At 70.2% G+C, this 17,517-nt stretch carries 21 protein-coding genes; 9 read left to right on the forward strand and 12 right to left on the reverse strand.

Features of this window, described 5'->3' with window-relative positions; translation table 11 throughout:
• Positions 1 to 60: 60 nt before the first annotated feature.
• The gene (tpiA, locus tag ACOZ35_RS16500) at positions 61 to 705 is read right to left on the reverse strand and encodes a triose-phosphate isomerase (RefSeq protein ID WP_424014576.1); all 645 of its coding nucleotides are present in this window, start codon (positions 703 to 705) and stop codon (positions 61 to 63) included.
• A 162-nt stretch (positions 706 to 867) separates the two neighbouring features.
• On the opposite strand from tpiA, the gene ACOZ35_RS16505 reads away from it, so the two are divergent.
• Together ACOZ35_RS16505 and ACOZ35_RS16510 are read left to right on the forward strand one after the other, a co-directional pair.
• On the forward strand, positions 868 to 1,650 hold the full coding sequence (locus tag ACOZ35_RS16505) for a DICT sensory domain-containing protein (RefSeq protein ID WP_424014577.1): 783 nt from the start codon (positions 868 to 870) through the stop codon (positions 1,648 to 1,650).
• A complete protein-coding gene (locus ACOZ35_RS16510) occupies positions 1,647 to 2,078 on the forward strand; it encodes a disulfide bond formation protein B (RefSeq protein WP_424014578.1) in 432 nt (143 codons plus the stop codon). Before ACOZ35_RS16505 ends, ACOZ35_RS16510 begins: the two co-directional genes overlap by 4 nt.
• Before the next feature lie 53 nt (positions 2,079 to 2,131).
• Here ACOZ35_RS16510 and ACOZ35_RS16515 read toward each other — a convergent pair whose 3' ends face one another.
• Positions 2,132 to 2,671, reverse strand: a complete 540-nt coding sequence (locus ACOZ35_RS16515; protein ID WP_424014579.1) for a multiprotein bridging factor aMBF1 — start codon at positions 2,669 to 2,671, stop codon at positions 2,132 to 2,134.
• A gap of 164 nt (positions 2,672 to 2,835) precedes the next feature.
• Here ACOZ35_RS16515 and aroA point away from each other — a divergent pair, with 164 nt between their 5' ends.
• Together aroA and ACOZ35_RS16525 are read left to right on the forward strand one after the other, a co-directional pair.
• Positions 2,836 to 4,236, forward strand: a complete 1,401-nt coding sequence (gene aroA, locus ACOZ35_RS16520) for a 3-phosphoshikimate 1-carboxyvinyltransferase (RefSeq protein WP_424014580.1) — start codon at positions 2,836 to 2,838, stop codon at positions 4,234 to 4,236.
• Positions 4,237 to 4,682: 446 nt separating this feature from the next.
• The gene (locus tag ACOZ35_RS16525; RefSeq protein WP_424014581.1) at positions 4,683 to 5,855 is read left to right on the forward strand and encodes an ArsA family ATPase; all 1,173 of its coding nucleotides are present in this window, start codon (positions 4,683 to 4,685) and stop codon (positions 5,853 to 5,855) included.
• Positions 5,856 to 6,013: 158 nt separating this feature from the next.
• Here the strand turns inward: ACOZ35_RS16525 and ACOZ35_RS16530 are convergent, their stop codons facing one another.
• Both ACOZ35_RS16530 and ACOZ35_RS16535 read right to left on the reverse strand, forming a co-directional pair.
• Entirely contained in the window at positions 6,014 to 6,649 is a 636-nt protein-coding gene (locus tag ACOZ35_RS16530) for a hypothetical protein (protein ID WP_424014582.1), read from the reverse strand.
• The gene (locus ACOZ35_RS16535) at positions 6,649 to 7,398 is read right to left on the reverse strand and encodes a hypothetical protein (RefSeq protein ID WP_424014583.1); all 750 of its coding nucleotides are present in this window, start codon (positions 7,396 to 7,398) and stop codon (positions 6,649 to 6,651) included. The genes ACOZ35_RS16530 and ACOZ35_RS16535 overlap by 1 nt, the downstream gene beginning before the upstream one ends.
• A 176-nt stretch (positions 7,399 to 7,574) precedes the next feature.
• Here ACOZ35_RS16535 and ACOZ35_RS16540 point away from each other — a divergent pair, with 176 nt between their 5' ends.
• From ACOZ35_RS16540 to ACOZ35_RS16560, 5 genes are all read left to right on the forward strand, one after another.
• Positions 7,575 to 8,363 carry a DUF2103 domain-containing protein gene (locus ACOZ35_RS16540; RefSeq protein ID WP_424014584.1) on the forward strand — a complete coding sequence of 263 codons (789 nt, stop codon included), beginning with the start codon at positions 7,575 to 7,577 and terminating at the stop codon, positions 8,361 to 8,363.
• Between the two features lie 159 nt (positions 8,364 to 8,522).
• A complete protein-coding gene (locus tag ACOZ35_RS16545) occupies positions 8,523 to 9,221 on the forward strand; it encodes a LysE family translocator (RefSeq protein WP_424014585.1) in 699 nt (232 codons plus the stop codon).
• 88 nt (positions 9,222 to 9,309) lie between these two features.
• Positions 9,310 to 10,362 carry an NAD(P)-dependent glycerol-1-phosphate dehydrogenase gene (locus tag ACOZ35_RS16550; protein ID WP_424014586.1) on the forward strand — a complete coding sequence of 351 codons (1,053 nt, stop codon included), beginning with the start codon at positions 9,310 to 9,312 and terminating at the stop codon, positions 10,360 to 10,362.
• A gap of 93 nt (positions 10,363 to 10,455) precedes the next feature.
• A complete protein-coding gene (locus tag ACOZ35_RS16555) occupies positions 10,456 to 11,115 on the forward strand; it encodes a DUF420 domain-containing protein (RefSeq protein WP_424014587.1) in 660 nt (219 codons plus the stop codon).
• Positions 11,116 to 11,218: 103 nt separating this feature from the next.
• Entirely contained in the window at positions 11,219 to 12,541 is a 1,323-nt protein-coding gene (locus ACOZ35_RS16560; protein WP_424014588.1) for a M28 family peptidase, read from the forward strand.
• 42 nt (positions 12,542 to 12,583) lie between these two features.
• Here the strand turns inward: ACOZ35_RS16560 and ACOZ35_RS16565 are convergent, their stop codons facing one another.
• The 8 genes from ACOZ35_RS16565 to ACOZ35_RS16600 all read right to left on the reverse strand — a co-directional run bounded on the left by ACOZ35_RS16565 (position 12,584) and on the right by ACOZ35_RS16600 (position 17,441).
• Positions 12,584 to 13,027 (reverse strand): DUF7313 family protein, encoded by a 444-nt coding sequence (locus ACOZ35_RS16565; protein ID WP_424014589.1) that lies wholly within the window; start codon positions 13,025 to 13,027, stop codon positions 12,584 to 12,586.
• A 93-nt stretch (positions 13,028 to 13,120) separates the two neighbouring features.
• Positions 13,121 to 13,867 (reverse strand): ATP-NAD kinase, encoded by a 747-nt coding sequence (locus ACOZ35_RS16570; RefSeq protein WP_424014590.1) that lies wholly within the window; start codon positions 13,865 to 13,867, stop codon positions 13,121 to 13,123.
• A 112-nt stretch (positions 13,868 to 13,979) separates the two neighbouring features.
• Positions 13,980 to 14,264 (reverse strand): DUF7314 family protein, encoded by a 285-nt coding sequence (locus ACOZ35_RS16575; protein WP_424014591.1) that lies wholly within the window; start codon positions 14,262 to 14,264, stop codon positions 13,980 to 13,982.
• A 4-nt stretch (positions 14,265 to 14,268) separates the two neighbouring features.
• Positions 14,269 to 14,700: a DUF7315 family membrane protein gene (locus tag ACOZ35_RS16580; protein ID WP_424014592.1), complete on the reverse strand. Its 432-nt coding sequence runs from the start codon at positions 14,698 to 14,700 to the stop codon at positions 14,269 to 14,271.
• Positions 14,701 to 14,797: 97 nt separating this feature from the next.
• Entirely contained in the window at positions 14,798 to 15,586 is a 789-nt protein-coding gene (locus tag ACOZ35_RS16585; RefSeq protein ID WP_424014593.1) for a cytochrome bc complex cytochrome b subunit, read from the reverse strand.
• 4 nt (positions 15,587 to 15,590) lie between these two features.
• Complete coding sequence (locus ACOZ35_RS16590; protein ID WP_008440242.1) at positions 15,591 to 16,400, reverse strand: cytochrome b; 810 nt, start codon at positions 16,398 to 16,400, stop codon at positions 15,591 to 15,593.
• Positions 16,401 to 16,407: 7 nt separating this feature from the next.
• Entirely contained in the window at positions 16,408 to 16,797 is a 390-nt protein-coding gene (locus tag ACOZ35_RS16595) for a DUF7318 family protein (protein WP_004598369.1), read from the reverse strand.
• Positions 16,794 to 17,441, reverse strand: coding sequence for a halocyanin domain-containing protein (locus tag ACOZ35_RS16600; RefSeq protein ID WP_424014594.1), 648 nt, complete (start codon positions 17,439 to 17,441; stop codon positions 16,794 to 16,796). Before ACOZ35_RS16600 ends, ACOZ35_RS16595 begins: the two co-directional genes overlap by 4 nt.
• Positions 17,442 to 17,517: the final 76 nt, after the last annotated feature.

Below are 17,517 nucleotides of genomic sequence, written 5' to 3' on the forward strand. Positions count from 1 at the left end.
CGGGATCGCTCGCGGCGGGTTCGCGAGCGCGGACGTAGATTTTCGGCTTGGACTACCGACTCAGATCCCGCTCACGAGGTCCTCGAGCACGGCCTCGGGGTCGTCGGCCTTCGCGACGCCGGAGGCCAGCAGGACCCCGGCGGCGCCGAGCTCGCCGGCGGTCGACACGTCCTCGCCCGTCGAGACGCCGGCGCCGCAGAACACGTCGACCGCGGGGTCGACGGCCTCGGCGGCCGCGACCGCATCCTCGACGATCCCCGGGTCAGCGGTGGCGACGGAGACGTCGCCGCCGATGAGCTCCGGGGGCTCGACGGCGACCGCGTCGGGGCCGAGCGCGGCCGCGGCGCCGACCTGCGCGGGGTTGTTCGCGCAGACGATCGTCTCCAAGTCGGCGCGCTCGGCGGCGCGCACGGAGCCGTCGACGTCGGCGAGCTTCAGCCGGTTCTCGGAGTGGTTGATGAGGGTCCCCTCGGCGCCGTTGTCGGCGACGGCCTCGGCGAGCGTCGACCCCGTGTGCGAGCCGTGCGCGTTCGGTGAGACGTGCTGCGCCCACGTCTCGACGCCGGTGTCCGCGACGCGGCTAATGTCGGCCGCTTGCGGCGAGACGGCGATCCGCGCGCCGGACGCCTCGGCGACGTCGCGGGCCGCGTTCGCTACCTCGATCGGATCGCACGGGTACGCCTTGAGGTTCACCAGGATGAACATACGCTCTCTCGGGGGCCGCGGCGCAAATAGCTTCATGCTTCGCGACGCTCCGCTCGGAGACTCGCCTTCCGGCCACGACCCCGAATCCCGGTTCCGAGGGGCGTTCGCGGTTTCGGGTGCAGAAACGACCTTATACCCCGATGCTGTGGGTCCGGGCAAGGGATGTCCCTCATCGAGCTCATCGCTGGCGTGGAGGCGCACGAGGCCACGCTAACCGTGTTCAACGCCGATCCGGCGGTGACGGACGAACTCCGGGAACACTTCGCCGACCGCAACGTCCGGATCGTCGACGACCAGACCGCCTCAGGACCGGAGGAGTTCGCCGTGCTGGCGCGGGACGGGGAGTTCGTCACGGCCGCGTCCGTCGACGACCTGTTGTCGCGGCCCGGCGGAGACGAGACGGAGGAGGCGGGGGACGCGGGAGACGGCGAGCTGCGCCGCGCGGGCGCAACCGGAGACCGCGTCGGGCGGCCGGTGTTGGACCACCTCGACGAGACGATGTTTACCTCCTACTCCCGCGAGGACATGGTCGCCGCGTCGCGGGAGATCGAAGACCGCGCCTGGCGGGTCGGCGACGGCGAGCTCCACGCGGGGTTCCAGACGCTCGACGTGCTCACCGGCGAGGCGGACACCTACGACCTGCTCGGCGAGAAGGAGCGGCTCGACGTCCACGCGTACGCCGCCGACGAGGGCGAGGCGCCCGATGTCGAACACTACACCGTCCACGTCGGCAAGACCGCCGAGATCCGCGAGACGTGGTTCGTCGCGTACGACGGGGGCGGCTACGAGGACGCGAAGTGCGCGCTGCTCGCCGAGGAGCGCGCCCCCGGCGAGTTCTACGGGTTCTGGAGCTACGACCCCGAGACGGTCGACTACATTATCGACTACCTCACCGAGCGGTACGGGGGCTCGGAGCAGACGGACGACGGCGGCGCGCCGGCGTGACGGCCCGACCGTCGGCGTCGACTACGTGGCTGTCGGCGCCGACCGCGTGGCTCTCGATCGCCACGCTCGTCGCGACCGTCGCGACCGCGGGGAGCCTCTGGTTCAGTCTCGGACTCGGGCTCACGCCCTGCGATTTGTGCTGGTACCAGCGGATCGCCATGTACCCGCTCGTCGTGGTGTTCGGCGTAGCGGCGGTCGAGGAGCGGCCGGCGGTCCGGCGCACCGCGCTGCCGCTCGTGGCCGTCGGCCTGAGCCTCGCCGCGTACCACTCGTATCTCCAAGCGACGCAGGAGCAGTGTACGCTCGGCGGGCCGTGCGCGGCCGTTCAGTGGCAAGATCCGGTCCTCGGACTCACGATTCCGAATCTCTCGCTGGCCGCGTTCGGGCTGCTCGCGGTCCTGCTGGTCGGAACCTGGCGACGATTCTGAGCGAATGCGGAGGCGAAAAAACGGGGAGGGGTCGGTTGAGGCGAGCGGACGCGTCAGTCCTTCCGCTTGACGACGTCGCCGAGCGTCATCGTGCCCGCGTCGTTCGTCTCCCAGTCGGCGTCGTCGGACGACTGGCCCTCGACCAGCGAGATGTCGAGCGCGCGTTCGAGCTTGCGCTGGACCTCGTCGGTCGGGAGCGTGTCGCCGCGTTCGAGCTTGCGGATGAGGCTCGCCTTCTCGTTGAGCTGGTCGGCCAGCTCCTCCTGGCTCAGCCCGCTCGACTCCCGCGCCTCTCGGATGCGCTCGTCGTAGTCGGTGGCGATCTCGTCCATGTCGTCGAACATGTCGCGGGGACGGGTCGAACTCCCCGACGAGCCGCCAGAGCCGGAGGAGCCACCCGACGACCCGGACGACGAGGACGACTTCCCGGTGCTGGAGCTGGTGGAGTACTTGCCGCCGCCGGAGCTCGTCGACTCGTCGCGGACCTCGGTGCCGAAGTCCGTACACGAGCTACAGAGCTCCAGTTCGGCGCCTTCGACCTTCGTCGTCGTCAGCGAGGCCTCCTCGGCGCCACACATCTCACACTGGGGCATACGCGACGCTAACGCTCCCGTTGGTATAAAGGGTGTGCCGCGGCGCCGCGACGACGCGATCGGGTTCCGGCGCCGTGGCGCGGGCGGACGTGTGCCGACCGCGCCCCGCGCGCAATCGTGCCGCGGTCGGTACCGACTTGTCGCCGCGGCCGGCAGAGTGGGGTATGGACGTCCACGTCACGCGCTCAGACCTCCGGGGGACCGCCCGCGCGCCGCCGTCGAAGAGCTACACCCACCGCGCGCTGCTCGCCGCCGGCTACAGCGACGGCGCGACCGTCGAGTCGCCGCTGATATCCGCGGACACGCGAGCGACCGCCCGCGCCGTGACCGCGTTCGGCGGAGCGGTCGCGCCCGCGGGCGAAGACGTGTCGACCGGCGGGGCCGAGCCGGGCCTAGACGAGGCCGACCTCGCCGGCGCCGACGCGCTCGTAGTCGAGGGGTTCGGCGGCCGCCCCGCCGTTCCGGACGACGTGATCGACTGCGCGAACTCGGGGACGACGATGCGGCTCGTCACCGCCGCGGCCGCGCTCGCGGACGGGACGACCATCCTCACCGGCGACGGCTCCCTCCGATCTCGTCCGCAAGGCCCGCTCCTCGGCGCCCTCGACGAGCTCGGCGTGCGCGCGGAGTCGACGCGGGGGAACGGACAGGCCCCGCTCGTCGTCACCGGTCCCCTCGAAGGCGGCGAGGTGGCGCTCCCGGGCGACGTCTCCTCGCAGTACGTCACCGCGCTGCTGATGGCCGGCGCGGTCACCGAGGAGGGGGTCGAGGTCGAGCTCACGACCGACCTCAAGTCGGCGCCGTACGTCGACATCACGCTCGAACTGCTCGCCGACTTCGGCGTCGAGGCGACCCCAATCGACGCGGCCGGCAATCCTCTCGACGGCGCCGCGGGCGCCGCGGGCTTCTCCGTTCCGGGCGGACAGACCTACGAGCCCGCGGGCGGCAGCTACGCCGTGCCGGGCGACTTCTCGTCCATCTCGTACCTGCTCGGCGCGGGCGCGGTCGCGGCCGCGCCCGGCGAGACGGTCCGGATCGAGGGCGCCCGACCGAGCGCGCAGGGCGACGCGGCCATCGTCGAGATCGTCGAGGAGATGGGCGCGCCCGTCGACTGGGACCGCGAGGCCGGCGAGATCGCCGTCGAGCGCGCCGACCTCTCGGGCGTCACGGTCGACGTGGGCGATACGCCCGACCTCCTCCCGACGATCGCCGCGCTCGGCGCGGTCGCGGACGGTGACACGCGGATCGAGAACTGCGAGCACGTCCGCTACAAGGAGACCGACCGCGTCTCCGCGATGGCCGAGGAACTCGAAAAGCTGGGAGCAGAGACGACCGAGGAGCCGGACGTGCTCACGATCCACGGCGACGAGAGCGATCTCAAGGGGGCCACCGTCGACGGCCGCCACGACCACCGGATCGTGATGGCGCTGTCCGTCGCCGCGCTCGCCGCAGAGGGGACGACGACCGTCCGCGGCGCCGAACACGTCGACGTCTCGTTCCCCGGCTTCTTCGACGCCATGGCCGACCTCGGGATGGACGTCGAGCGCGACGGCGCGATCGAATAACCCCTTATAAACAAACGGCGGTGCGGTGGCGCGTGCCTGCGAGGCCGCTTTGCGGCCGAGCAGCACGCGCGAGGGAGTCGGGGGTCCGGAGCGAAGCGGAGGACCACCGACGAGGCTGGGGAGGCGTGAGGTGCTGTGCGGTGCGGGGTGGGACTCAAAGGGGCAGCCGCGAGGGCGGCGCACGCTCGCTGCGCTCCTCGTCACTCGCTTCGCTCGTTCCTGCGGTGCTTACGTCGCCTGCGCCGCCCTCGCGGCTGGGGCTTTGGAGGTGTTCGCGATGGATCCGTTATCAGTCATTTATAAGCGAACGACTGAGTCTCTGGGAGTGTTCGCGGTCGATCCGTAGTCAACCATTTATAAGTGATCGAATGAGTTCGTCGCGGGAATCGCGTCTCTGTAGTCTCGGGACCGACGGGTACACAAGCCCGCCGGAACGACACGCAATTATGGACGACATCGACGTCGAACCCGTCGACCGGGTCGACGAGCCCGAAGACGAGACCGCCGTCGAGCCGGCCGACGGCGACGAATCCCTGACCGTCGACGACGACCTCGCCGACCTTCCCGCGGGCGTCGACGCGCCCGACTATGTGCTGTACGGCGGGAAAGGCGGCGTCGGGAAGACGACGATGGCGGCTGCGACGGGGCTCGCCTCGGCCGCGGGCGGCGTCCGGACGCTCGTCGTCTCGACCGACCCAGCCCATTCCCTTTCAGACACCTACGAGACCGAAATTCCCGCCGAGCCGGCGCGCATCCGCGAGGACATGCCGCTGTACGCCGCCGAGATCGACCCCGACGCCGCGATGGACGAGGGGATGTTCGGAGCCGACGCCGACCCGCTCGGCGGACTCGGCGAGATGGGCGACGCGATGGGCGGGATGGGCGGCGCCGGTGGTCCCGGCGACCCCGGCGCCGCGGGCGAGGACGGAGAAGGCCTCGGCGGTCTCCTCGGCGGGACGATGCCAGGCGCGGATGAGGCCGCGGCGATGCGCCAGCTGTTGGAGTACCTCGACGACCCGCGGTTCGACCGCGTCGTCGTCGACACCGCGCCGACCGGCCACACCCTCCGGCTGCTCCAGCTGCCGGAGATCATGGACTCGATGCTCGGCCGCGTGATGAAGCTCCGCCAGCGCTTCTCCGGGATGATGGACGGGATCAAGGGGATGTTCGGCGGGGGCGACGACGACCCCGACCCCTCCGCCGACCTCGAGGAGCTCCGCGAGCGCATCGAGCGCCTACGAGCCGTCCTGCGCGACCCCGAGAAGACCGACTTCCGCGTCGTGATGATCCCCGAGGAGATGAGCGTCGTCGAGTCCGAGCGCCTCGTCGCCCGACTCGACGAGTTCGAGATTCCGGTGAACACCCTCGTCGTCAACCGCGTGATGGAGGGCGTCGGCGACGTGACCGGCGGGGACGGCTCCGAGATCGACCCCGACTGGGTGGTCGAGCCGAACCCGGACACCTGCGAGTTCTGCGCGCGCCGCTGGGAGGTCCAACAGAACGCGCTCCGGGAGGCCACCGACCTGTTCCGCGGGCGGGAGGTGAAGCGCGTCCCCCTCCTCGCCAACGAGGTGCGGGGCGAGGCGGCGCTTCGGGTCGTGGCGGCCTGCCTCTCGTAGGTGCGCCCGTCTGCCGTAGGTGCCGCCCGCCTGCTGTCGGTGCGCCCGCCTGCTGTCGGTGCGCCCGCCTGCTGTCGGTGCGGACGACAGCTGTAGAGACGGTCCGCGACGGAGGCGAGGGAGACGGAGGCGAGGGGCACGACGGCCGCGCGGGAGCCTCACCCCTGTGTGCGCGCCAACAGCTGGTCGCGGACCCGCTCCGCGAGGCCCGACAGGTGCGCCTGCCCGAACAGCCCCACGAGGACCGCGCCGACCGTGTTGTAGGTGAGATCGGAGATCGTGTCTTCGAGCCCGTGTTGGGCCAGCGGCATGTCGATCCCGGTTTCCGTCGCGATGATGTCGAGTCCGAACTCGAACAGCTCCCAGAGCACGCCGAACGCCAGCACGACGACGACGATGAAGATGAACGCGAACCGCGACGGGATCCGGATCCCGTCGCTGTGGAGGTCGACCCCGCGGAGCGCCGTATAGCCGGCGGCCGCGACGACCGAGGCCGAAAGCGAGTGGGTAACGTGGTCCCACCACTCGATCCGGGCGTAGAAGCCGGCGGACCCGACGGTGTGGAGGAAGACGGCGGACGTGATCCACAGCGCGAGCCACGGGTCGAGCGGGAGGTCGTATCGGTGCTCCGAGGCGGCCGGGATCAGCGTGACGAGGAACCCGATGATCCCGTTGCTTATCGCCTTCTGCTCGCCCGCGAGGAAGCCGTACGCGACGATGCCGACGAGCAGGACCTGCATCGCGCCGGTGAGCCGCCGCTGCGACCGGAGCGACGGGCGGGGGAGCCGCGTCATCACCGCATCACCCGCCGGATGGCGCGGCGGAGCACGAGCCTGCGTTGCCGGAAGTAGCCGTCGAAGAGAACCCCGGCCGCGATCCCCGCCAGCGTGACGTAGATCCACTCGATCATCAGCGCGTCGTTCGTCGTCAGGAACTCGGTGCCGACGCGCTGGTCGAGGTTCCAGCGCAGCACCGTCCACATCGCCGCCGTCGCCAGCGTCGCCATCACGACGAACGCGACCGCGAACCAGTGCGTGAGCCGCAGCGCCGTGAACATGTGGAGGTCGACCGCGATCACGAGCGCCAGCGCCGCGATGGCGACGTACGTTGCGAACGTCCCCAGCTCGCCGCCGCGGAACACCCGAACTAGGATCGGTAACAGCGCCAGTCCGACCAGTTCGGCCGGGAGCATCGTCCGCCAGTCCCGGGCCGCGGCCGTCGGCGCCAGCACGACCGCGCCGAGGCCGACGACGATCGCCGCCGACAGCAGGTCGTAATCGAGCGCGCTCTCGACGAGGACCCCCGCCAGGACCGCGATCATCGCCCACGCGACGAGCGCGTTAAGCCGGCCGTCGCGAACCAGCCGCGCCAGCCGGTCCTCGACGGTCTCCGCCTCGGCCGCTCCGTCACCGACGCCCGCCTCGGTCGCTCCGTCACCGACGCCAGCATCCGCCGCCCCGTCACCGACGCTCGCATCCGCCGCCCCGTCACCGACGTCCACCTCGGCGCCGTCGTCGACGTCGCGCCGCCCGTTTCCATCCATACTCGGTACGGAGACCGGAGCGGGTTATAACCTGTCGCTCCGGATCGCGGAGCCGAGCGCGGATCGCGCTTCGGTGGAGCCGAGCGGACGTCGAACGGAGGTCGGCCGGACACCGAAGGGATCCCGGTCCCACGCCGAACGGACGCCCTTTTACCGCACACGACCGTCCGATCGGTATGAACTGCCGGCGGTGTGGCACCCCGATCGAGAAGCCGGGGGACTACTGTCTGACCTGCAACACCGCCAACGCCGACGCGGTCGTCGCCGAGTTCGAGACCGACCGCGCACACCTGACCATGCTCGACGAGGACGACGTCGTCGGCGAGACGACGGTCACCACGCGCCCGGAGGAGGGCGAGCGGCTGAGCGAGGTCCAACTCCGGAACTTCGCGGGCCGCGTCGCCGACGAAATCCGACGGAAGCGCCCCGAAACCGTCTACGCCGCCGGCGAGCGCGAGCCGCTCCGCGAGACGCGCGCACAGCTCCACCACGAGTTCTACCGCGTGCCCGACGGCGGTGCGAGCGGTGCGGGCGGGCCGAACCAAGACGGCGGCACCGACCGCGAGGCGGACGTGAGCCCGGTCGTCGCGTGGGTGCTCGACCGGCGGGGTGACCGGTCGCTGGCGGTCGTCGAGACGCCGCCGCGAGAGAAGATCGGCGGGTCGCACTCCACGCTCATCGGCGACCGCAAGGGGCGCAAGGCCGTCCAGACCGTCGCGGAACACCCGCACGTCAAGAAGATCGTCCCCGGTCCCATCGACGCCGGCGGGACGGGGTCGCGGACGGGCCTCCGCGCGAAGGCGACGCGCGCGGGGACGAACGGCAACGTCCGCCTCCTGTTGCGCGACGGCTCCAGCGTTCAGGAGAACCGGATCGTCACCACGGCGATGGACCGCGAGACCGGCGAGCGCGTCCGCGAGGACCTCAACGAGGCGCTTCGCGAGGCCGAACTCCAAGACGCGTAGCCGCGGGAGCGATACGCGGTGCGGGCGTCTGTCTCCCCGGCCGAGCGTGATCGGATCTGTCCCTCGATGCGTCGATCCCGGGCACACGGCCCGGAACCGACCGCTACTGACCGCCTCTCTGTCGCGAGGTTTTTCACGAAACCGGGCGTTGCGAGCGGTGTGAGTACCCTCGTTACGCTCGGTGCGGGCGTCGTCTTCGGCCTGGCGCTCGCGGCGCCGCCCGGTCCGATGAACGCGGTGATCGCCGAGGAGTCCGTCCTCCGCGGACGCCTCGCCGGGTTCCGGGCCGGGCTCGGCGCGGCGACCGCCGACGCGATCTTCTTCGTCCTCGCGTACGTCGGCGTCGTCGCGGTCGTGGAGTCGTTCCCGCTGTTACAGGGTGCGATGGTCGCGGTCGGCGGCGTCTTGATGCTGTACTTCGCCGTCGGCGCGGCACAGGGCGCGCGGGCGTCCTTCCGCCCGACCTCGGTCGAGGAACCGATCGCCGCGGAGGGGAAGGGATTCCGCAAGGCGCTGGTGCTCGCCTTAACGAACCCGTACCAGGTGCTGTTCTGGCTGACGATCGGCGTCGGCCTCCTCCGGCCGGGAGAGCTCGACGTGCTCGCCCGGCTCCCCGTCGTCGGGAGCGACCTCGCCGGGACGCTCGTGGTCGCCACGGGCTCCCCGGCGCTCATCGGCGGGTTCTTCCTCGGCGTGCTGACGTGGATCGTGAGCTTCCCGACCGGGCTCGTTGCCGCTGAGCGCCGGATCGAGACGTTCGCGCCGCTCGTCGCCATCGCCTCCGCGGTCGTGCTCGCCGGCTTCGGCGTCTACTTCCTCTACGACGCGGCGACGACGCTGGCCGCGCTCGGCGCGTAGCGCGAGCGACCGAACCGATCGCCCCGCCCGCCGGCGGGTCGCGACCCGCATGGACAACGGCTTTGACCCGTCGGCGCGACCGACCCGTATGTTCGAGAAGACGACGTGGATCAAGCTCCCGCGGAACGTCCTCGTGGGACACGACGTCATCGACGACCTCGGGGAGGCGGTCGGCGAGCTGTACCTGACGGGGCGGCCGCTGATCGTGACGAGCCCGACGCCCAACGAGATCGCCGGCGACCGCGTCCGGGCGCAGTTCGACGACCCCGCGACGGCCGTCGTCGAGGAGGCCTCCTTCGCCGCGGTCGAGGAGCTGAAGGAGACCGCGGAGGCGGTCGACCCCGGCTACCTGATCGCCTTGGGCGGCGGGAAGCCGATCGACATCGCGAAGATGGCCGCCGACCACCTCGACGTCGGCTTCGTCTCCGTCCCGACCGTCGCCTCCCACGACGGCATCGTCTCCGGGCGCTCCTCGATCCCCGAGGGGGACACGCGCCACTCAGTCGCTGCTGACCCGCCACTCGCCGTCGTCGCGGACACGACGCTGCTCGCGGAGGCGCCGTGGCGGCTCACCACGGCGGGCTGTGCGGACATCATCTCCAACTACACCGCGGTGAAGGACTGGCGGCTCGCCCGCCGCCTGCGCAACGTCGAGTACAGCGAGTACGCGGGCGCGCTCTCGGAGATGACCGCAGAGCTGCTCGTCGAGAACGCCGACATGATCCGCCCGGGCTTAGAGGAGTCCGCGTGGGTCGTCGTGAAGGCGCTCGTCTCCTCCGGCGTCGCGATGTCCATCGCGGGATCCTCGCGACCCGCCTCAGGCGCGGAACACCTTATCTCTCACCAGCTCGACCGGATCGCCCCTGGAAAGGCGCTCCACGGCCACCAGGTCGGCGTCGCCTCGATCATGACGGAGTACCTCCACAGCGGCGAGAACGGGCGGTGGAGCGCCATCCGCGACGCCCTCGACGAGCTCGACGCTCCGACGACGGCGAGCGGGTTGGGGATCGACGACGCGGAGCTGCTCGCCGCCCTGACGAGCGCCCACGAGATCCGCGACCGCTACACCATCCTTCAGGGCGGGATCAACGAGGAGGCCGCGATAGAGGTCGCGACCGCGACGGGCGTCATCGAGCGGTAGGAGCGACGGCGCGGTGGGGACGAGAGGGGACGAAACCTCCCGACCGGCGGGAGCACCCGAAGCCGACTTATCGCTCCGTTCCCTCCCTCCGATATGTCCACCGCCAGCGTTCGCGAGCGGGCCAAGGAGCGGGCCACAGCGATAACCGTCCTCCTCACCGTCGTCGGCTACGGCGCCGTCGGCGGCGTGTTCCTGGTCCCCGAGTTCCAGGCGCTGTTCCCGACGCTCACGCAGGAGACCGTAAACCTCCTCGCGCACGCCATCGCCGCCGTCAACACGGTCACCGTGATCACGCTCTCGCTCGGCTGGTACTGGATCCGCAACGACGAGGTGAAGAAACACGCCGCCGCGATGACGACCTCGTTCGGACTCATCCTCCTGTTCCTCGGGATGTACCTCCCGAAGGTCGCCGGCGGCGGTACCAAGGAGTTCGTGCTGGACTCGGCGTACGCGTGGGTCCCGCTGTGGGACTGGGTGTACCCCGCGTACCTGATCATGCTCGCGATCCACATCGTCCTCTCCGTCGTCTCCGTCCCCGTCGTCCTCTACGCCCTCGTCCTCGGGCTCACACACACCGAGCGGGAACTTCGCAACGAGACGCCCCACCGGCGCGTCGGGCGGATCGCCGCGAGCGCGTGGATCCTGTCGCTCGTGCTCGGGGTCGTCACCTACCTCCTCCTCAATCACCTGTACGACTCGACGTTCGCGGCCGCCGAGGCCGCAGCGGTCCTCCTGCCGGTCGTACCGGTCTGATCGACGTCCCCCTCCAAGCTGCCCACACGTCCGTCCGTCCCCCGATCCCGGCCGCCCCCGCCGCCACCGAAACGCTTGAGCGGCGGCCGCGACACGCCTACCCATGACACAGTGGATCGGCGAGACGTTCACGAGCGACGCGGGCTGGAACCACCTCCTCGACCTCGTCGACGTCGGCGACCGGATGGCCGGCTCGGCGGGCGAGCGCGAGGCGCTGGAGCTGACCCGCGACGCGTTCGCCGACGCGGGCGCGCGAAACGCGGCGATAGAGGAGTTCGAGATCCAGGGCTGGGAGCGCGGCGACAGCGCGGTCCGGGACGCGACGGCCGACGAGCCGGTCGCGGCCGGCCCGAACGAGTGTATCGCGCTGCCGCGCAGCCCCAGCGGCGAGGCGACCGGCGAGTTCGTCGATCTCGGCTACGGTATCCCCGAGGACTTCGAGGCCGACCTAGCGGGGAAGGTCGTGATGGTTTCGTCGGACACCCCCGACTCTGTCGACCGGTTCATTCACCGCCGCGAGAAGTACTACCGCGCGGTTGACGCCGGCGCCGCCGCCTTCGTCTTCGCTAACCACGTCGAGGGGACGCTCCCGCCGACCGGGAGCGTCGGGACCGCGGACGACCCGATCGGGGCGATCCCCGCGGTCGGCGTCTCGAAGGAGACCGGCGCCCGGCTCGCGCGACGGAACGAGGGCGACGACCTGACCGTCGCGGTCGACTGCGAGACGCCGACGGCGACGAGCGGGAACGCGGTCGCCGAACTGGGGCCCGACACCGACGAGTACCTGATCGTCTCCTCGCACGTCGACGCCCACGACCTCGCGGAGGGCGCGATGGACAACGGGGCCGGCACGGCGACGATCGTCGAGGTCGCACGGGCGCTCGCGGCCCGCGAAGACGAGCTCGACGTGCGGGTGCGGTTCGCCGCCTTCGGCGCCGAGGAGGTCGGCCTTGTCGGCTCGTCGGTGGCCGCCGAGGCCGCCGACCGGGACGCGGTCCGCGCCGTCGTCAACGTCGACAGCAATGTGTTCGGCCGGACGCTGCGGCTCGATCACCACGACTTCGACGCGCTGGCGGCCGCCGCCGAGCGCGTGAGCGACCGCTTCGACCACCCGATCGCGACGGGGAGCGAACTGGTCCCCCACAGCGACCACTGGCCGTTCGTGAAGCGAGGGATCCCCGGGTACATGGTCTCCGGTGAGACCGAGGGGCGCGGCCGCGGCTGGGGTCACACCCACGCGGACACGCTCGACAAGTTGGAGTCGCGGAACCTCCGGGAACAGGCGATCCTCCTCACCGAACTTGTCGTCGACCTCGCCGAGGCGGACGCGTCGATCCCGCGCCGGGACACCGACGAGATCGCCGCGGCGCTCGAAGCCGAGGGGAAGGCGACGGGGATGAAGCTCACCGGCGACTGGACGTTCTGAGCGGAGGGCGGAAAGGGAAACCGCGGTCGGGGGCGGAGTCCGTCAGGCGACGACGAACTGGTTCCAGATCCCTTCGACGACGAAGAACAGCGCGAAGTACGACGACCACACCAACACGACGAGCGAGGCGGCGATCGAGCTCTTCGGCGCCTCGATCTCCATGTCGTTGCGGGCCTCGACGTTGCGCGCCTCCAGCTCGAAGAAGTCGGCGATGAACATCGACAGGACGAGGATCGACAGGATCGTCCCTCTCACGGGCGCAACGAGGATGTACACGAACGACAGGAGGACGAGCCCGACGTTGGTGAACACGTGGGGCGTGTACGCCTCCACGCTGTCGGCCTCTTCTCCCTGATCGACATGTCGCCTGTGCGCGAGGTGCCGCGTCGCGAGGTTCGCGACGGTCATCACGAAGATCGCGTACGGCAGCGCCGGCCCGGCGGCCGCCAGCCAGCCGAGGGGAACAAGGAACTGCAGTGGGTCCATATCCACCTTTTCCGTTCACGACGTATTAGAGTGTTTCCGATCGGCGCGCTCGCGACGGGGTCGCGGACGCCCCTGGCCGTGGGGGTGTCCCCTTCACTCCGCCGTCGCCGAGAGGAGGTCGACTGTCGACGCGATCTCGACGCTGACCGCGCGGTGCGGCTCGACGGTCCCGCGGCGATCGCCGTCGACGACCAGCGCGACCGGCTCCGCCTCCCGCTCGACCGTGACGCGGACGCCGCCGCTCACGACCCACGTGTCGGGGCGAGTCGTGAACGGCGAGACGGGAACGACCGAGAGGCCGCCGCCGGGCGACACGACCGGCCCGCCCGCGGCTGCCGCGTAGCCGTCGCTGCCGAGCGGCGTCGCGACCACGGCGCCGTCAGCGCGCACCGAGACCGACTCCCCGCCGGTAAAGGCGATCCCGTACTCGGAGATCCGGGCCGGCGCCGCCGTCACGAAGGCGACGTCCGCGGCCGCGAACCGACGGCGACCGCCGCCAACGCCGTCGACCGCCAAGACCGGATGCGCGACGCGAGAGAACCCGTCGACCGCGCGCGCTGACCCGCCGAGCCAGTCGTCGGCGTCCGCGATGCGGTCGGCCGCGAGGTCCGGGCCGACCGCGTGACGCCCGTCTCCGACCGGGAGGATCGGACCCGAGCGCCCGTCGTCGGTCGCGGCCGCGCGCATCGCCTCACGAAGCGCGGCGTCCCCGACAGCGACGACCGCGTCAGCCTCGGCGCGGTCGACGAGACGGGCGCCCGCGCCGTCGGCCGCCGATCGGATCGCCGCCGCCGGGTCGCCGTCGCCCAGAACCGCGAGGCGGCGCGTCGGCTCACTCATGCGCGAGGCTGGGGCGAGCGGCGGTGAAAAGCTCTCGGTTCGTCGGCGCGGACCGTCGCCGCCGCTCTCGGGCGGCGGAACGGACGGCAAAAGCGAGACGAGGGGGGTGCGTTCAGTTCGCGGCCGCGTCGTCGTCGCCGTCGTTGAGGGAATCGCGGAGCTGTCGGCTGGCAGGGATAAGTACCCAGAACGTCAGCGCGCCGAGGATCATCAGCCAGAACAACACGTCGCCCGCGAGCAGACCGACCTCGCCGTACGCCGTGTTCACGCCCTCCGCCGGGTTCACGAGCTGTGACACCTGGTAGTACGACGGCGTCCGGTACCAGCCGCCGAAGGTGATCCACCCGAGACCGCCAATCGTGAACAGGGCGAAGCCCTTCATGAACTCGTCTGCCATTATCTCACGTTTCGCTGGAGTCGTCTTGAGACTTTCCCATCCCTTGTCCGCGGAACCGGGTCCCGAGCACGTACACGGCGGTCCCGAGGACGATGAAGCCGACGCCGGTGATCGCCAGTATCGCCACGAGCACGTCCTCCGGCGGTAAGATCCCGGCGCTGTCGAGCAGGTAGACGATGGTCGTCCGGACGAAGCTTATCTGGAGCGTCGCGGCGTCGATGAGCGTGAACCCGACGAAGTAGGTGACGACCGCGGCGAGCGTCGAGAAGACGGTGACGGCCTTGTACAGCCGGAAGGGGACGACGACCTCCCGGCCGCTCGGCCCGTCTCGTGGGCCCGTCGGCTCGTTGCGTGGGTCCTCGTCGTCGTCGGCCGCGATCGGATCGCCGGTCTCGTCGAACGCTTGCGAGGCGTCGCCGTCTGTTGAGGATGACATGGGTGATACGAGGCGTCGGAACGGCGGGGGCGGGGCCCGAGAACGGGGGCCCGGCTGCGCTTCGGTCGCGGGACCGCAGCGGACTGGTCTCGGCCGCTTACTTCGGCGGCCGCAGCATGTAGTACCGCCGGTTGAGGTCGTACATGTACCCCTCGCGCATCGTCTTCAACACCGCGTAGGTGACGACGCCGCCCGCGATTGGGAGCATGAACACGAGCGAGAACAGCAGCTCGAGGGGGACCGGGAAGAAGTTCTGGATCGCCAGCACCGCCAGCGTGATCGCTAGGATGACCCCGGCCACGCCGAGCGCGGCCCACCCCGGCTCCTCGACGGGGCGCCGCGCGTTGCCCTTGTTGAGGAAGGGGACGAGCGTGATGACGCCGAAGATGGCGCCGTGGGCGATGAGCCCGTACAGCTCGTTGGACACGATGATGTTACCACCCAACACGGCGAGCTCGGGGTTGATCGGGCTGAGCTTCAGCAGGCCGAACGACCAGTAGAGGTACCAGTCGGGCAGGATGATCGCCGGCGTGGAGCCGGGGTTCGCCGGGTCGCCGAAGTGCGACGGCAGGATCGAAGCCACGAGCAGGATGACCCCGAGGAAGAACGAGGTGATCGCGAGGTTGCGGATCGTCTCGTGAGGCCACGTCGGGAAGCCCAGCACGTCACGCTCGACGTACGTCGACTCCGCGCGCAGGTCCTCGTCCTCGCGCCGGGAGCGCTCGAAGTACTGGTAGGTGAGCTGTGCGAGCCCCTGGCTGCGCTCCTTCCGATCGGACCAGGTCGGCGTCTCGTCGTCCGGCGGGACCGTCGCCGGCGGGCCGCCGTCGGTGCGCGCCTCGTCGTCGGTGCCTCCGTCCGTCATGGGTGTGGTGTCGTCGGTCATTGGATTAGTGCGGCTCCGCGATGCCCTGCACCCAGACGATGCCGACGTGGATCGCGATGAGCGCGGTGACCACGAACGGCAACACGAACACGTGCAGGATGTACATTCTCACGAGCGTCGCCTGTCCGAGGGTGAAGCCGCCGAACAGCAGCTGGGCCGCCCACTCGCCGATTATCGGCGTCGCGAGGGCCAGCTCGACGCCGATCTGCGCCGCCCAGAAGGACAGCTGCTTCCACGGGAGGACGTACCCGGAGAAGCCGAACAGCAGCGTCAGGGCGATGAGCACGACGCCAAGGATCCAGTTGACCTCGCGCGGCTCCTTGTACGCGCCGGTAAAGTAGACCCGCAGCATGTGGAGGAACACCGCCGCCACCATGAACTGTGCCGCCCAGCGGTGGATCGACCGGAGCATGAAGCCGAACTGGACGTCTTTCATGATCATCACCATCGAGTCGTACGCGGCGGTCGGGTCGCCTTGGGCCGCCGCGCCCGCGGTCGACGGCGCGTAGTAGAACCCGAGCAGCGCGCCCGAGACCGCCGCGAGCAGGTACGCGATGATGGAGAGGGACCCGAGCGAGTACAGCGGGTACCAGTACCAGAACTTGTTGTCGAGGTCGTACTGCTCGGTGTGGCTCTTCGGCATCTGGAGGTTCGCGCGGTAGTACATCGTCTCCAGCAGCTCGAGGTAGTCGACGATGCGGAGCCGCTTGTCCAGCCAGATGAGCGTGGTCAGGAACGCCGTCTCGATGGCCGTGAGGTCCTGACTCTTGAGCCACGCGTTGTGGTCCATGTCGTCTTGTTTTTTCAGACTCATTGTCGAATCACTTCTTGTAGTACGGGTACACCGCGCGCTTCAGCGTCTCCGCGAGGCCGCCGGTGTCGATTCCCTTCCCCTCCTTGTCCTCTTCGCGGACGTACAGGTCTTCCCACTTCCGCCGGCGCTTTTTCACGATCATCACGTCCGGGAGGAACTCCTTCCGGTACAGGAGTAGAATGAACGCGAGATCAATAAAGATGAACGCCAACAGCGCGCCGACGTACATGTTCCCTGCCTCCGTCGACGCCCACGCGGACATCAGTCCGTAGGTGAACAGGGCGACGAACACGACCTCGATGACGGTGAGGAGGACGATCGCGATCGCGGCGGCGGTGCTCTCGCGGGCCGGCTCGTACCGGTGGATGTCGCCGTACGAGGAGCCGCCGGAGCTCATCTCGCACCCCCGTGGCCCGTGTGGGCCGACTCGCCGTACTTGAGCATGTAGAACGTGAACACGAACGTCATCCCGATGCCGAGGATCGCGGAGATCCCGACCCAGTGGGCGTGGAGGGGGACGCCGACCTTGGCGATGTCCTCCGGCCACCCGGTGTTCGCGCCGCCTGTCTCGACGGTTTCGACGTCCTCGCCGACGGCGAGGCCGCCGTGCATACCGACCGCGGTGTGGGGAACGCAGTGGTAGTGAGTGATGCCGGCGTCCTCGCCGGACGTCTCGTACTCGTAGGTGTACCCCTCCTCGCCGACGGGGTTCCCGCTGTCGAGGTCGGCCGGACCGCCGTCGTCCACCGTCTGAACGTTGTGGTCGCCGCCGTTACCGGTCCACTCCCAGACGATGGTCGTCCCCTCGTCGACCCACACCAGCGTCGGGTCGAACGCGAGGCCGTCGCTGCCGGCGCCGACCGAGATGGTCACCTCGTCTTGGCCGCGGGCGTCGGTGTACGACCCGACGTTCCCGTCGGCCGCCCCGCTGGGCCAGTCGGGCTGTACCTCCTGTGCAGCCACCGTTCCGGTCGCCCCGGCGGAGGCCGCGACGGCGGCGGTCGCGCCGCCGGCCGTCCGCACGAAGTCCCGCCTTTTCATACAGGCTCACTCGGGACGGGGTTCGCTTAAACCCACCGACTGAAACCGCCGACGTGGAGGAGGTCTCGGGGGCTAA

This window comes from Halorubrum xinjiangense, from assembly GCF_049604745.1.
GTDB lineage: Archaea > Halobacteriota > Halobacteria > Halobacteriales > Haloferacaceae > Halorubrum > Halorubrum xinjiangense_A.